10 protein-coding genes are annotated in these 12,678 nt (G+C 69.0%); 4 read left to right on the top strand and 6 right to left on the bottom strand.

The genetic code is table 11. The annotated features are described in order from the left end of the window. The first annotated feature begins 71 nt into the window (after positions 1-71). The 4 genes from KVT39_RS05345 (at position 72) to rmuC (ending at position 4,754) form a co-directional block, all read left to right on the top strand. Positions 72-734: a lactate utilization protein C gene (locus KVT39_RS05345; RefSeq protein WP_034183078.1), complete on the top strand. Its 663-nt coding sequence runs from the start codon at positions 72-74 to the stop codon at positions 732-734. Positions 735-777: 43 nt separating this feature from the next. Further along, on the top strand, positions 778-2,208 hold the full coding sequence (locus tag KVT39_RS05340; RefSeq protein ID WP_217588080.1) for a sodium:proton antiporter: 1,431 nt from the start codon (positions 778-780) through the stop codon (positions 2,206-2,208). A gap of 81 nt (positions 2,209-2,289) precedes the next feature. Continuing rightward, positions 2,290-3,279 carry a D-glycerate dehydrogenase gene (locus KVT39_RS05335; protein WP_217588079.1) on the top strand — a complete coding sequence of 330 codons (990 nt, stop codon included), beginning with the start codon at positions 2,290-2,292 and terminating at the stop codon, positions 3,277-3,279. Beyond that, positions 3,276-4,754, top strand: a complete 1,479-nt coding sequence (gene rmuC, locus KVT39_RS05330) for a DNA recombination protein RmuC (protein ID WP_217588078.1) — start codon at positions 3,276-3,278, stop codon at positions 4,752-4,754. The genes KVT39_RS05335 and rmuC overlap by 4 nt, the downstream gene beginning before the upstream one ends. 91 nt (positions 4,755-4,845) lie before the next feature. Here rmuC and KVT39_RS05325 read toward each other — a convergent pair whose 3' ends face one another. From KVT39_RS05325 to KVT39_RS05300, 6 genes are all read right to left on the bottom strand, one after another. After that, positions 4,846-5,331 carry a GNAT family N-acetyltransferase gene (locus KVT39_RS05325; protein WP_217588076.1) on the bottom strand — a complete coding sequence of 162 codons (486 nt, stop codon included), beginning with the start codon at positions 5,329-5,331 and terminating at the stop codon, positions 4,846-4,848. Continuing rightward, the gene (locus KVT39_RS05320) at positions 5,328-5,603 is read right to left on the bottom strand and encodes a hypothetical protein (RefSeq protein WP_006476519.1); all 276 of its coding nucleotides are present in this window, start codon (positions 5,601-5,603) and stop codon (positions 5,328-5,330) included. Before KVT39_RS05320 ends, KVT39_RS05325 begins: the two co-directional genes overlap by 4 nt. A 39-nt stretch (positions 5,604-5,642) precedes the next feature. Next, positions 5,643-6,941 carry a gephyrin-like molybdotransferase Glp gene (glp, locus tag KVT39_RS05315; protein WP_217588074.1) on the bottom strand — a complete coding sequence of 433 codons (1,299 nt, stop codon included), beginning with the start codon at positions 6,939-6,941 and terminating at the stop codon, positions 5,643-5,645. Positions 6,942-7,046: 105 nt separating this feature from the next. After that, positions 7,047-7,664, bottom strand: a complete 618-nt coding sequence (gene mobA / locus KVT39_RS05310; RefSeq protein WP_217588072.1) for a molybdenum cofactor guanylyltransferase MobA — start codon at positions 7,662-7,664, stop codon at positions 7,047-7,049. Positions 7,665-7,692: 28 nt separating this feature from the next. Next, positions 7,693-8,805: a GTP 3',8-cyclase MoaA gene (moaA, locus tag KVT39_RS05305; protein WP_217588071.1), complete on the bottom strand. Its 1,113-nt coding sequence runs from the start codon at positions 8,803-8,805 to the stop codon at positions 7,693-7,695. A gap of 131 nt (positions 8,806-8,936) precedes the next feature. After that, the gene (locus KVT39_RS05300) at positions 8,937-12,092 is read right to left on the bottom strand and encodes an Rne/Rng family ribonuclease (RefSeq protein ID WP_217588070.1); all 3,156 of its coding nucleotides are present in this window, start codon (positions 12,090-12,092) and stop codon (positions 8,937-8,939) included. Positions 12,093-12,678 lie beyond the last annotated feature (586 nt).

Genomic DNA, 12,678 nt, shown 5'->3' with positions numbered 1-12,678 from the left:
CGAAGGTGCGTGGCGGCAGGGGCGGCCGGTATAATCCGACGTATTGCACGCCAACGTCACGAGGACCGTTCATGGACACTTCTGCTGCCCGTCGCCAGATCCTCGCGCGCATTCGCGCGGCGCAGGGGCGCGCGGCCGAGCCCGATGCAGCGGAGCGCGACGGCGTCGCCGATTATCTCGCCCGCCATCCGCAGGGCCCACGCCCGCCGATGCCGGCCGATCTCGTCGCCGCATTCGTCGACGAAGCGGCACGCCTGTCGACGACGGTCGACGAAGTCGCGACGCTCGCCGACGCACCGGCCGCCGCTGCCCGCTATCTTTCCGCTCACGGCCTGCCGACGCAGGCCGTCGCATGGCGCACGCTGACCGATCTCGACTGGGCCGGCGCAGGCCTGTCGGTCGAGTGCCGCAAGCCGCGCGACGGCGATCTCGTCGGCCTTACGGGCTGCTTTTGCGCGACCGCCGAAACGGGTTCGCTGGTGCTGCTGTCCGGTCCCGATACCTATGCATCGGCCGGCCTGCTGCCGGAGACGCACATCGCGATCGTTCCCGCGTCGCGGATCGTCGCCGGCCATGAAGACGCGTTCGCGCTGATCCGTGCGGAGCGCGGCGAGTTGCCGCGCGCGGTCAATTTCGTATCGGGCCCGTCGCGCACGGGCGACATCGAGCAGACCATCGTACTGGGCGCGCACGGCCCGTATCGCGTGCATGCGATCGTCGTCCGGGGCGCATGACGCGCCCGCCGCATCCACTACCACTCGAACAAGGAAGTTCTGCATGAAACGACATGCCGCCTGGGCGGGCATGGCGTCGGGAGTCGCGCTTGGCGCCGTTCCCGCGCTTGCATCGGCCGCAACGCTCGACGGTGCCACGCTGTCCGCACTCTGGGGCATCCCGTTTGCCGGGATCCTGCTGTCCATCGCACTGTTCCCGCTCGTTGCCCCGGTGTTCTGGCATCACCACTTCGGCAAGATTGCGGCCGGGTGGGCGGTCGTATTCCTGATCCCGTTCGCGTTCGCGTTCGGCGCGGGCACCGCGTTCGGCACGCTCGTGCATGCGCTGCTCGAGGAATACATTCCGTTCATCGTGCTGCTCACCGCACTCTATACGGTGGCAGGCGGCATCTGCGTGAACGGCAACCTGCACGGATCGCCGAAGCTGAACACCGCGATCCTCGCGCTCGGCACGCTGCTCGCGAGCGTGATGGGCACGACCGGCGCCGCGATGCTGCTGATCCGGCCGCTGCTGCGCGCGAACGACAACCGCAAGCATGTCGTGCACGTCGTGATTTTCTTCATCTTCCTCGTCGCGAACGCGGGCGGCTCGCTGTCGCCGCTCGGCGATCCGCCGCTGTTCCTCGGTTTCCTGAACGGCGTGAGCTTCTTCTGGACGACGACCCATCTCGCGCTGCCGATGCTGTTCATCTGCGTCGTGCTGCTGGCGCTGTTCTTCGTGCTCGACACGTATTTCTACCGGAAGGGCGGCGAGGAGCGGCCGGCCGCGCTCGACCCGACGCCCGACGGCGCGGCGCTGTCGATCGACGGCAAGATCAACTTCGTGCTGCTCGCGGCCGTGGTCGCGCTCGTGCTGATGAGCGGCATCTGGAAGCCGGACATCGCGTTCGACGTGTGGGGCACGCACGTCGCGCTGCAGAACCTCGCGCGCGACGTCGCGCTGGTGGTCGTGACGCTCGCGTCGCTCGCGCTGACGCCGCGTTCCGCGCGTGAAGGCAACGCGTTCAACTGGGCGCCGATCGAGGAGGTCGCGAAGCTGTTCGCGGGAATCTTCGTGACGATCGCGCCGGTGATCGTGATCCTGCGCGCGGGCGCGGACGGCGCGTTCGCGCAGATCGTCCATCTCGTCACGGGGCCGGACGGCAAGCCGATCGACGCGATGTATTTCTGGGCGACGGGCCTGCTTTCGTCGTTCCTCGACAATGCGCCGACGTATCTGGTGTTCTTCAATCTCGCGGGCGGCGATGCGCGGACGCTGATGACGACGGGCGCGTCGACGCTCGCCGCGATCTCCGCGGGCGCGGTGTTCATGGGCGCGAACAGCTATATCGGCAACGCGCCGAACTTCATGGTGAAGGCGATCGCGGAGTCGCGCGGCGTGAAGATGCCGAGCTTCTTCGCGTACCTCGGCTGGGCGCTCGTGATCCTGGTGCCCGTGTTCCTGCTGACGTCGCTGATTTTCTTCCCGGCGTAACCTGACAACTTTCAACCAAGCGCGGGCAGTCCCGGCGGCGCGATGCGCGCCCTGATCGGCCTGCGGCATACGGAGATGGCGATGCAGAAGATTCTGGTCGCGCGTCCGATCTTTCCGGACGTGATCGAACGCCTCAAGCAGTATTTCGAAGTCGACTGGAACGACGGCGACGCGCTCGCACCCGATGCGCTCGCCGCGCGTCTGGCCGACAAGGACGGCGCGCTGACGGCCGGCGATCCGGTCGGCGCAGCGGCGCTCGCGGCGGCGCCGCGCCTGCGTGTCGTGTCGAACATGGCGGTCGGCTACAACAACTTCGACATGGCCGCGTTCAACGCGGCGAACGTGCTCGGCACCAACACGCCGGACGTGCTGAACGAGTCGACCGCCGATTTCGGCTGGGCGCTGATGATGGCCGCCGCGCGCCGGATCGCCGAATCCGAACACTGGCTGCGCGCCGGTTACTGGCAGAAGTGGGCGTACGACGGGTTCCTCGGCACCGACATTTACGGCTCGACGCTCGGCGTCATCGGGATGGGCCGCATCGGCCAGGCGCTCGCGCGCCGCGCGCGCGGTTTCGGGATGCAGGTGATCTATCACAACCGGTCGCGGGTCGCGCCCGAGATCGAGGCCGAGCTGAACGCCGAATACGTGTCGAAGGATGCGCTGCTCGCGCGCGCCGATCACGTCGTGCTCGTGCTGCCGTACACGAAGGAAAACCATCACACGATCGGCGCGGCCGAACTCGCGAAGATGAAGCCCGCCGCGACGCTGACCAACATCGCGCGCGGCGGGATCGTCGACGACGCGGCGCTGGCCGCCGCGCTGCGCGACGGGACGATCGCCGCGGCCGGCCTCGACGTATACGAAGGCGAACCGGCCGTGCATCCGGCGCTGCTCGAGGTGCCGAACGTCGTGTTGACGCCGCATATCGCGAGTGCGACCGAAAAGACGCGCCGTGCGATGGCGAACCTCGCCGCCGACAACCTGATCGCCGCACTGGGCGAGGGGCCGCGCGCGGGGCAGCCGCCGAATCCGATCAACCCTGACGTGATCGGGAAGCCGCGCGCATGACGATGACGTTGTTGCTTGCGGTGGTCGTCGTGCTGGCCGTCGCGCTCGCGGTGGCGATCGTCGCGATCGTGCGCGGCGGCGGCCGCCACGACGATGCGGCGGTGCTCGGCGACCAGATCGAGGATGCCGCGCATGCGCAGGCGCGCGCGGTCGAGCGGCTCGAACGCGAATTGCGCGGCGAGATCGTCGAGAACGCGCGCGGTTCGCGCACCGAGCTGGCCGGCAGTTTCTCGCAGCTTCAGCAGACGCTCGCCGCGCAATTGACGAGCGTGGCGACCGTGCAGAACAACCAGATCGAGGGTTTCGCTCAGCAGCTCGGCAAGCTCGTCGCCGGCAATGCACAGCAGTTCGACGCGATGCGCGAGAGCGTGCAGCGTCAGGCGCAGCAGGCGCGCGAGGAGCAGACGGCCGCGCTCAGGTTGTTCGGCGATACGTTGAACCGGCAGCTCACGCAACTGACCGAGGCGAACGATCGCCGGATCGGCGAAGTGCGCGCGACGCTCGAACAGCGGCTGAAGGAAATCGAGACGAACAACGCGGCGAAGCTCGAGGAGATGCGCCGCACCGTCGACGAGAAACTGCACGCGACGCTCGAACAGCGGCTCGGCGAATCGTTCAAGCTCGTGTCGGACCGGCTCGAGCAGGTCCATCGCGGGCTCGGCGAGATGCAGACGCTCGCGGCGGGCGTCGGCGATCTGAAAAAGGTGCTGACCAACGTGAAGACGCGCGGCACCTGGGGCGAGGTGCAGCTCGAGGCGCTGCTCGAACAGATGCTGACGCCCGACCAGTACGCGAAGAACGTCGCGACGGTGCCGAAAAGTACCGAGCGCGTCGAATTTGCGATCCGGCTGCCGGGCCGCGATGCGGGCACGCGCGACGCACCGCCCGTGTGGCTGCCGATCGACGCGAAATTCCCGCGCGAAGACTACGAGCGGCTGATCGACGCGCAGGAGCGCGCCGATGCGGCGGCGGTCGAGGAAGCGGCACGTGCGCTCGAAGCGCGCGTGCGGCTGGAGGCGCGCACGATCGCCGAGAAGTACGTCGCGCCGCCGCACACGACCGATTTCGCGCTGCTGTTCCTGCCGACCGAAGGGCTTTATGCGGAGATCCTGCGCCGCCCGGGGCTGACCGACCTGCTGCAGCGCGACTACCGCGTGACGGTCGCGGGGCCGACGACGCTCACCGCGTTGCTGAACAGCCTGCAGATGGGGTTCCGTACGCTCGCGATCGAGCAGCGCTCGAGCGAAGTATGGCAAGTGCTCGGCGCGGTGAAGACGGAGTTCGGCAAGTTCGGCGACGTGCTCGCGCGCACGAAGGCGCAGCTCGAAACGGTCACGCGCTCGATCGAGTCCGCCGAGCAGCGTACGCGCGTGATGAGCCGCAAGCTGAAGCAGGTCGAGGCGTTGCCGGGCGATACGGCGGCCGGCTTGCTCGGTTCGGACGGCGCGGACGGCGCCGATGCCGACGACGCTTGATCGAGTGCGGATCGCAATGAAAACGGGCGCCGTCGGCGCCCGTTTCCTTTTGCAGCAGGGTAGTTCGGCCGCGGCTCGCGCGGGCCGACGCTCAGCGGCCTGCGAGCGTATCCAGCGCGTCGCCCGTTACGCGAACGATGCGCCATTCGGGCAGCACGGTCGCGCCCATCTTTTCGTAGAAATCGATCGCGGGCTGGTTCCAGTCGAGGACCGACCATTCGAAACGCCCGCAACGACGCTCGACGGCCAGTGCCGCGAGGTGGCGCAGCATCGCGGTGCCGAGGCCGGTGCCGCGCTGCGACGGCTGCACGTACAGATCCTCGAGATAGAGGCCGCGACGGCCGAGGAACGTCGAATAGTTGTGGAAGAACAGCGCATACGCGACGATCGCGCCGTTGCGCTCGGCCACGAGCGCTTCGGCGGCAGGCCGCTCGCCGAACAGCGCGTCGGCGAGATCCGCTTCGGTCGCGACGAACAGATGCGTGATCTTCTCGAATTCGGCCAGCTCGCGCATCAGCGCGAGGATCGCGCCGACGTCGCGCGCTTCGGCCGCGCGGATCAGCGGCGTGTCGCTCACGCTTCCTCCGGCGGATCGGACAGCACGATCTCGATGCCGCCGAAGCGCGATGCGACCCAGTTGTATGCGTGACATGCGATCCACAGCAGCACGAAGCCGAGGATGGCGTTCAGCAGCAGCGCGCTCAGGATCGTGCTCAACTCGACCATCCCGTAACGGATGTACGCGACGAGAATGCCGAGCAGCACGATCGGCACGCTGAACGTCAGGTAGACGAGGATCAGCGCCTTCGCGGTCTGCCCCGCGGCGATCGACGAAATTTGTTTCTTCATGTGCGGATTGCCCCCGTAGAGATATATCGATAGTGGAATTCAGATCAGGCCGTCGAGCGGCAGGATGTCGACCGGGGTGCCCGCGTCGATTGCCGCGGTATCGTGACCCAGGACGATGAAACAGTTGGCGGCCGCGAGGCCGCTCAGCGACGCGGAACTCTGCGAACCGGCCGGCGCGACATGCCAGCGGCCGTCGGCGGCGCGCGTCGCGATGCCGCGCAGGTATTCGGTGCGGCCCGGACGCGTCTTCAGCGCATGCGTGCTGAGCGCCGTGTACATCGCCGGCGGCGGCGTCTGCGCGCCGGCCAGCGTCAGCAGTGCGGGGCGCACGATCGCGTAGAACGTCACGGCGGACGCGACCGGATTGCCGGGCAGGCCGAAGAACAGCGCGTGACCGGCGTCGCCGGGCGCACGTGCGAGCGTGCCGCACGCGAGCGGCCGGCCGGGCCGCAGCGCGAGGCTCGCGAACGTGACGTCGCCGAGCCGCGCCATCACGTCGCGCGTGAAGTCGGCTTCGCCGACGGATACGCCGCCCGACGTGATCACCGCGTCGGCCTGCGCGGCGACGGCGTCGCGCAGTGCGGCTTCGAGCGCGGCCGGGTCGTCGCGGACAATCCCGAGATCGATCGCGTCGACGTGCAGCCTTTCGAGCATCGCGATCAGCATCCCGCGATTGCTGTCATACAGCGCGCCGCGACCGAGCGGTTCGCCGGGCTCGCGCAGTTCGTCGCCGGTCGAGAACACGGCGACGCGCACGCGCCGGCGCACCGTGACGTCGATGAAGCCGAATGACGCGAGCAGGCCGAGATCGGACGGCCGCAGGATGCGGCCCGCGGCGAGCGCGCAGGCGCCGCGCGCGAGATCCTCGCCGGCCTTGCGGCAGTTCGCGCCGCGCGCGATGTCGTGCGCGGCGAAGCGGATCGTGTCGCCGTCGACGTGCGCGCGTTCCTGCGGAATCACCGTATCGCATCCGGCCGGCATCGGCGCGCCCGTCATGATGCGCACGCATGAACCGGCCGCCACGGCGCCGTCGAACGGATGGCCCGCGAACGCGGTGCCGGCGGCCGTCAGCGCGACGTCCCCCTGCGGCGCCGCGTGCGCGCAGGCGCTGCCGTCGAACGCATAACCGTCCATCGCCGAGTTGTCGTACGCGGGAATGTCGAACGGTGCGTTCACGTCGGCCGCAAGCACGCGGTCGAGCGCGTCGCGCAGCGTCACCGTGTCGCACGCGTCGACGGGCACCGCGAAGCGGCACGCGAGCGCCTGCGCGTCGGCAAGCGACAGCGGGGCATCGGAATCGGGTGCGGTTCGGGAGGCGGGCGAGGATTGCGTGATCATCAGTCGGACTGCGCCGCGAGGCGTATCGGGTTCGTGGCCGGTGGCACGAGGAGGGTGCCTGGGCGCGGGTTTCGCGTGCGGCGGGCGGGAACGGCGCGGGCGCCGTCAGCGACGGGCCAGCGCGGCGAGTTCCTGCCAGGAGTTGGCATTGTAAAACGCACGCTCGTCGCGAAACTCGACTTCGACCGTCTTGTGGCGTGCGTACCACGCACGCACCTTGCGGTCGCCGGCTGCAAGCCGCGCGGCGAGATCGTCGGCCAGCGCCGTGCGCAGCAGCGCGAACGTCGGCTGCGGCGAGCGCGCCTGCTGCGCGTCGACGGTTACCGCCATCGCGATGTCGGCCTGCTGCGCGTCGAGCGCCGCATGCAGCCGCGCGACCAGGTCGGCGGGCAGAAACGGCGTATCGCACGGCGAGCACACGACGAGCGGCGCGCGCGCCGCCCGCATGCCGGCGAGCAGGCCCGCTAGCGGGCCGGGGAAATCGGGCGTTTCGTCCGCGACGATGCGCGCGTCGAACGGCGCACCGAGCTCCGCATAACGATCGGCATGGCGATTCGCGCTGATCAGCGTCTCGCCGACCTGTGGCGACAGCCGGCGCAGCACGTGCAGCGCGAGCGGCGTTCCGTCGAGCAGTTGCAGGCCCTTGTCGACGCCGTCCATGCGCGTGGCGCGCCCGCCTGCGAGCAGCAGGCCGGCGATCGAGGGAGAGGCGGAAACGGGCATCGTGCGAGGGTGGAAAGGGCGGCGTGCGTCAGCCGCCGATATACGACATTTCGACGCGCTTGCCGGCGCCGTCGGGCGAGGCTTCGGCCGACGCGCTGCCGCGCAGTTGCGAATAGCGGTCGGTGCGCGCCTGCCAGATGCGGGCGATTGCGGTCGCGATCTCGGCGTCGCTTGCGCCGCCGCGCACGAGCGCGCGCAGGTCGTGGCCCGTCGACGCGAACAGGCACAGGTACAGCTTGCCTTCGGTCGACAGCCGCGCGCGCGTGCAGTCGCCGCAGAAGGCTTGCGTGACGCTCGAGATCACGCCGATCTCGCCGCTGCCGTCCGCATAGCCCCAGCGCTGCGCGGTTTCGGCCGCCGTGTGCGCGTCGAGCGGCACGAGCGGGAAATGTTCGGCGATCCGTGCAACGACGTCTGCCGACGGCAGTACCTCGGTCATGTTCCAGCCGTTCGACGTGCCGACGTCCATGTATTCGATGAAGCGCAGGATCACGCCGGTGCCGCGGAAACGCTCGGCCATCGGCAGGATCTCGCCGTCGTTGGTACCGCGCTTCACGACCATGTTGACCTTGACCGGCGCGAGGCCGGCGGCCTGGGCCGCGAAGATGCCGTCGAGCACGTCGGCGCTCGCGAACTCGGCGTCGTTCATGCGCTTGAACAGCGTATCGTCGAGCGCGTCGAGGCTGACCGTCACGCGCGTGAGCCCGGCGTCCTTCAGCGCGCGCGCCTTGCGTGCGAGCAGCGAGCCGTTGGTCGTCAGCGTCAGGTCGAGCGGGCGGCCGTCAGGCGTCGTCAGGCGCGCGAGGCGCTCGATCAGGAATTCGAGGTTCTTGCGCAGCAGCGGCTCGCCGCCCGTGATGCGGATCTTCTCGACGCCGTGTGCGACAAAGAGTCGCGCCACGCGTTCGATTTCCTCGTGTGTGAGCAGCGCGCTGTGCGGCAGGAACGGGTAGTCCTTGTCGAAGACCGCGCGCGGCATGCAATACACGCAGCGGAAATTGCAGCGGTCCGTCACCGAAATGCGCAGGTCGCGCAGCGGCCTGGCGAACGTGTCGGCCAGCGTGCCGTCGGGGGCATGCGCGACGCCGGAGACGTCCGGCACCCCGCTGACGTCGGCGAGAGGAATGATGCGTCGGGACATGTTGAAAGAAGTGCGAGCCAGACTTGTATTTTAGCCGCAAGCGGCCGACCGGGCCGGTGGGCGGAAACCCGCGGTGCGGACGTGAAAAAGCCCGCCGGAGGCGGGCTTTTCCTGGTCGGGCGATGCGCCGATTAGTGGTGCGTCGTTTCGACCTGCTGCATCGGGGCCGTATCGACCGGCGGCAGCACCTTGCGTTCGCGCGGCACGCGCGCCGGACGCGGGAGGCGCGACGCGGCTTCCTGTGCAGCGGCGAACTTGTCTGCGTCCGTGTTCACCCAGACGAGACCGGCCTGCTCCAGCACGACATCGAGGCTCGCCGAAGCGGGCGCGGCTGCCGGTTGGACGGGCGCAGGAGCCGGTGCCGGTGCTGCAACGGCCTCGACCGGTGCCGCTTCGACATGCGCCGGCTCGACAGCCACCGGAGCGGCTTCGGCCGTCACGACCGGTGCGGCCTGCTCGACGGGCGCGGACTGCGGCGCCTCGACAGCGGCCGGGGCCGCTGCCGGTACTGCCGGCACTTCGAACGCGTCGGTCGGCGAAACCGCGACCGGAGCCGGACCGGCTTCCGTGTCGACGGCCGGTGCGACCGGTGCCGGTTCTGCTGCTGCCGCGACGGCGACCGCGGGCTCGACCGGAGCGGCCGGAGCCGCTTCGGCGTGTGCCGGTGCCGATTGAGCTTCGACAGCGGCCGGCGCAGCATGCTGCTCGACGGATGCCTCGACGGCGACGGCGCTTGCCGCGGCGACGGCCGCGACGACTGCCGGTGCGGCCGTGTGGGCCGGTTCAGCAGCGGCCGGTGCTTCCGGCGTCACGGTTTGCGCTGCGGCTTCGCCATTCGGGCCTTGCTCGGCCTGGTCGACGACTGCGCCGTCTTCGTCGCGCTCGCGACGACCGCCGCGGCGGCCGCGACGGCGGCGGCGACGTTCCTCGCCGTCACGCGCGCCGGCTTCCGCATCGGCTGCCAGCTCGGCGCCCGGCAGGGCTTCTGCAACGGCCTTGTCGGTTTCCGGTTCCGGATGGTTTTCGCCACGGGTGACGGTCTCGAGCGTAGCCGCATGCTGGGTCGGCTTGCGGCGTTCGCCGCGCTCGCGACGCTCGCCGCGTTCCTGGCGCTCGCCACGACCTGCTGCGTCGACGCCTTCCGGCTGCTCGGCACGCTCGCGCGGTTCGCGGTTCTCGCGCGGTTCGCGCGGCTCACGGCTTTCACGCGGCTCGCGCGGTTCGCGACCTTCGCGCTGGCCACGACCCTCGCGACCTTCGCGGCCCTCACGACCTTCGCGGATTTCGCGACCTTCACGCGGCTCGCGACCCTCGCGCGGCTCACGGCCTTCACGCGGTTCGCGCGCTTCCTTGCCTTCGCGCTCCAGGCGTTGCGGTTGACCACGGCCTGCTGCTGCCTGGTCGCGGCCGCCTTGCGCCTGCTGGGCGCCGCCGCGACGGTTGCGGTTGCGATCGCCGCCGCGCTGCTCGGTCTTCTCGGTACGCTCGCGAGCCGGGCGGGCCGCCTGTTCCTTCGCCGGTGCCGGAGCAACCGGTGCGGGCGCCGGAGCCGGCGACATGCCGAACAGGCCCTTCAGCCAGCCGATGAAGCCGCCGCTTGCCGCGGCGACCGGTGCGGGGGCCGGAACGGGCTCGACCGGGCGCTGCGGCGCCGGGCTCGGGGCCGGGCGCTCGGGCGTGATGCCCTTGACCGCGGCTTCCTGCTTCGGCTTCACTTCTGCGGTGCGCTTGCTGTAGCCGGTTTCCGACTCGAGTTCGCGGGCAGCTTCCTCGGCCATCTTCCAGGACGCGCGCGGATCGTCGAGGCGCGCGTCGTCGTGGCGCAGGCGCTCGAGCTTGTAGTGCGGCGTATCGAGGTGCTTGTTCGGGATCAGCACGATGCCGACCTTGAAGCGCGACTCGATCTTGTTGATTTCCTGACGCTTTTCGTTGAGCAGGAAGGCGGTCACCTCGACCGGCACCTGGCAGTGGATCGCCGCGGTGTTTTCCTTCATCGCTTCTTCCTGAATGATCCGCAGGACCTGCAGCGCGGACGATTCGGTGTCGCGGATGTGGCCGGTGCCGTTACAGCGCGGGCAGGTCACGTGGCTGCCTTCCGACAGGGCCGGGCGCAGGCGCTGGCGCGACAGCTCCATCAGGCCGAAGCGGGAGATCTTGCCCATCTGCACGCGTGCACGGTCGTGCTTGAGCGCGTCTTTCAGGCGCTGCTCGACTTCGCGCTGGCTCTTCGCCGATTCCATGTCGATGAAATCGATCACGATCAGGCCGCCGAGGTCGCGCAGGCGGAGCTGGCGGGCGACTTCGTCGGCCGCTTCGAGGTTCGTGCGGGTCGCCGTTTCCTCGATGTCCGCGCCCTTGGTTGCGCGCGCCGAGTTCACGTCGATCGCGACGAGCGCTTCGGTGTGGTCGATCACGATCGCGCCGCCGGACGGCAGCGGCACCGTGCGCGAGTAGGCCGTTTCGATCTGGTGCTCGATCTGGAAGCGGGAGAACAGCGGCACGTCGTCGTGGTAGCGCTTCACCTTCGACACGTTGTCCGGCATCACGATGTCCATGAACGCACGGGCCTGATCGTGGATCTCGGTCGTGTCGATCAGGATTTCGCCGATATCGGGCTGGAAATAGTCCCGGATCGCGCGGATCACGAGGCTCGATTCCAGGTAGATCAGCATCGGCTGGCCGGAGTTGCCGCTTTGCGACGCCGCTTCGATCGCGCGCCACAGCTGCAGCAGGTAGTTCAGGTCCCATTGCAGTTCCTCGGCGCTGCGGCCGATGCCCGCGGTACGGGCGATCATGCTCATGCCGTCCGGAATCTGCAGCTGCGACATCGTTTCGCGCAGTTCCTGGCGCTCGTCGCCCTCGATCCGGCGCGACACACCGCCGCCGCGCGGATTGTTCGGCATCAGCACCAGGTAGCGGCCGGCGAGCGAGATGAAGGTCGTGAGGGCGGCGCCCTTGTTGCCACGCTCTTCCTTCTCGACCTGGACGATCAGCTCCTGGCCTTCGCGCAGGGCATCCTGGATGCGCGCGGAGCGCATGTCGATGCCTTCCTTGAAGTACTGGCGGGCGACTTCCTTGAACGGCAGGAAGCCGTGGCGATCTTCGCCGTAGTTGACGAAGCACGCTTCGAGCGACGGCTCGATGCGGGTGATGACACCCTTGTAGATATTGCCTTTGCGCTGTTCGCGCCCGGCTGTCTCGATGTCGATGTCGATGAGCTTTTGCCCATCGACGATGGCGACGCGCAGCTCCTCCTGCTGCGTCGCATTGAACAGCATGCGTTTCATGAACGACTCCAGGCGGCTCCGCGCCGGCGCTTCGCGGTTGTCAGTCGCGAGAGCGGGAACGACGGCAGGCCGCACCTTGTTGTGTTGTCACGAGCACGCTGGAGCGGGAACGATGGCGGGGAGAATTGCCTGAAGAGGCGCTTGGGCCCGATAGACGGGGCCGGCGGCCGTAGGGCACCTGCGAATACGGCTTCAAAGCACGGCGTTCACACACCGCACGCTGCACAAAAGCGCGCTAAGCCTGAGTCCGGGCATTGCCACGGGCGCGCGCAATGCGTCGCGCGCGCCGACGGGCGGCAGATGCTGCGGCTTGGGCCGCAGCGGGGAGTATCGAATCCAGCCCGACTTTCCCGCTTGGGGTGTACTTCCCTGGTTTGACGTCGCCAAGCCCCGCACGCTTCGCGGGGCCAAATCGGGCGCAACGCCGTAATTTTCGCAACCGGCAGCCTGCGGACGCACTTCGCGCCGTCGGGCTGCCGATCAAATTCTTTTCAACCAACTTTCCGTTACCGCGGCGCCTTGCCGACCGAATCCGCCTGTGGGCGCGATCCTTGCCGACGGGCGGCGCCGTGCGTGCAACTTGCTG

The organism is Burkholderia sp. GbtcB21 (assembly GCF_019091065.1).
GTDB lineage: Bacteria > Pseudomonadota > Gammaproteobacteria > Burkholderiales > Burkholderiaceae > Burkholderia > Burkholderia pyrrocinia_C.
Note: the sequence above shows the minus strand (reverse complement) of the source record. Positions and strands in the feature narration are given on the sequence as shown.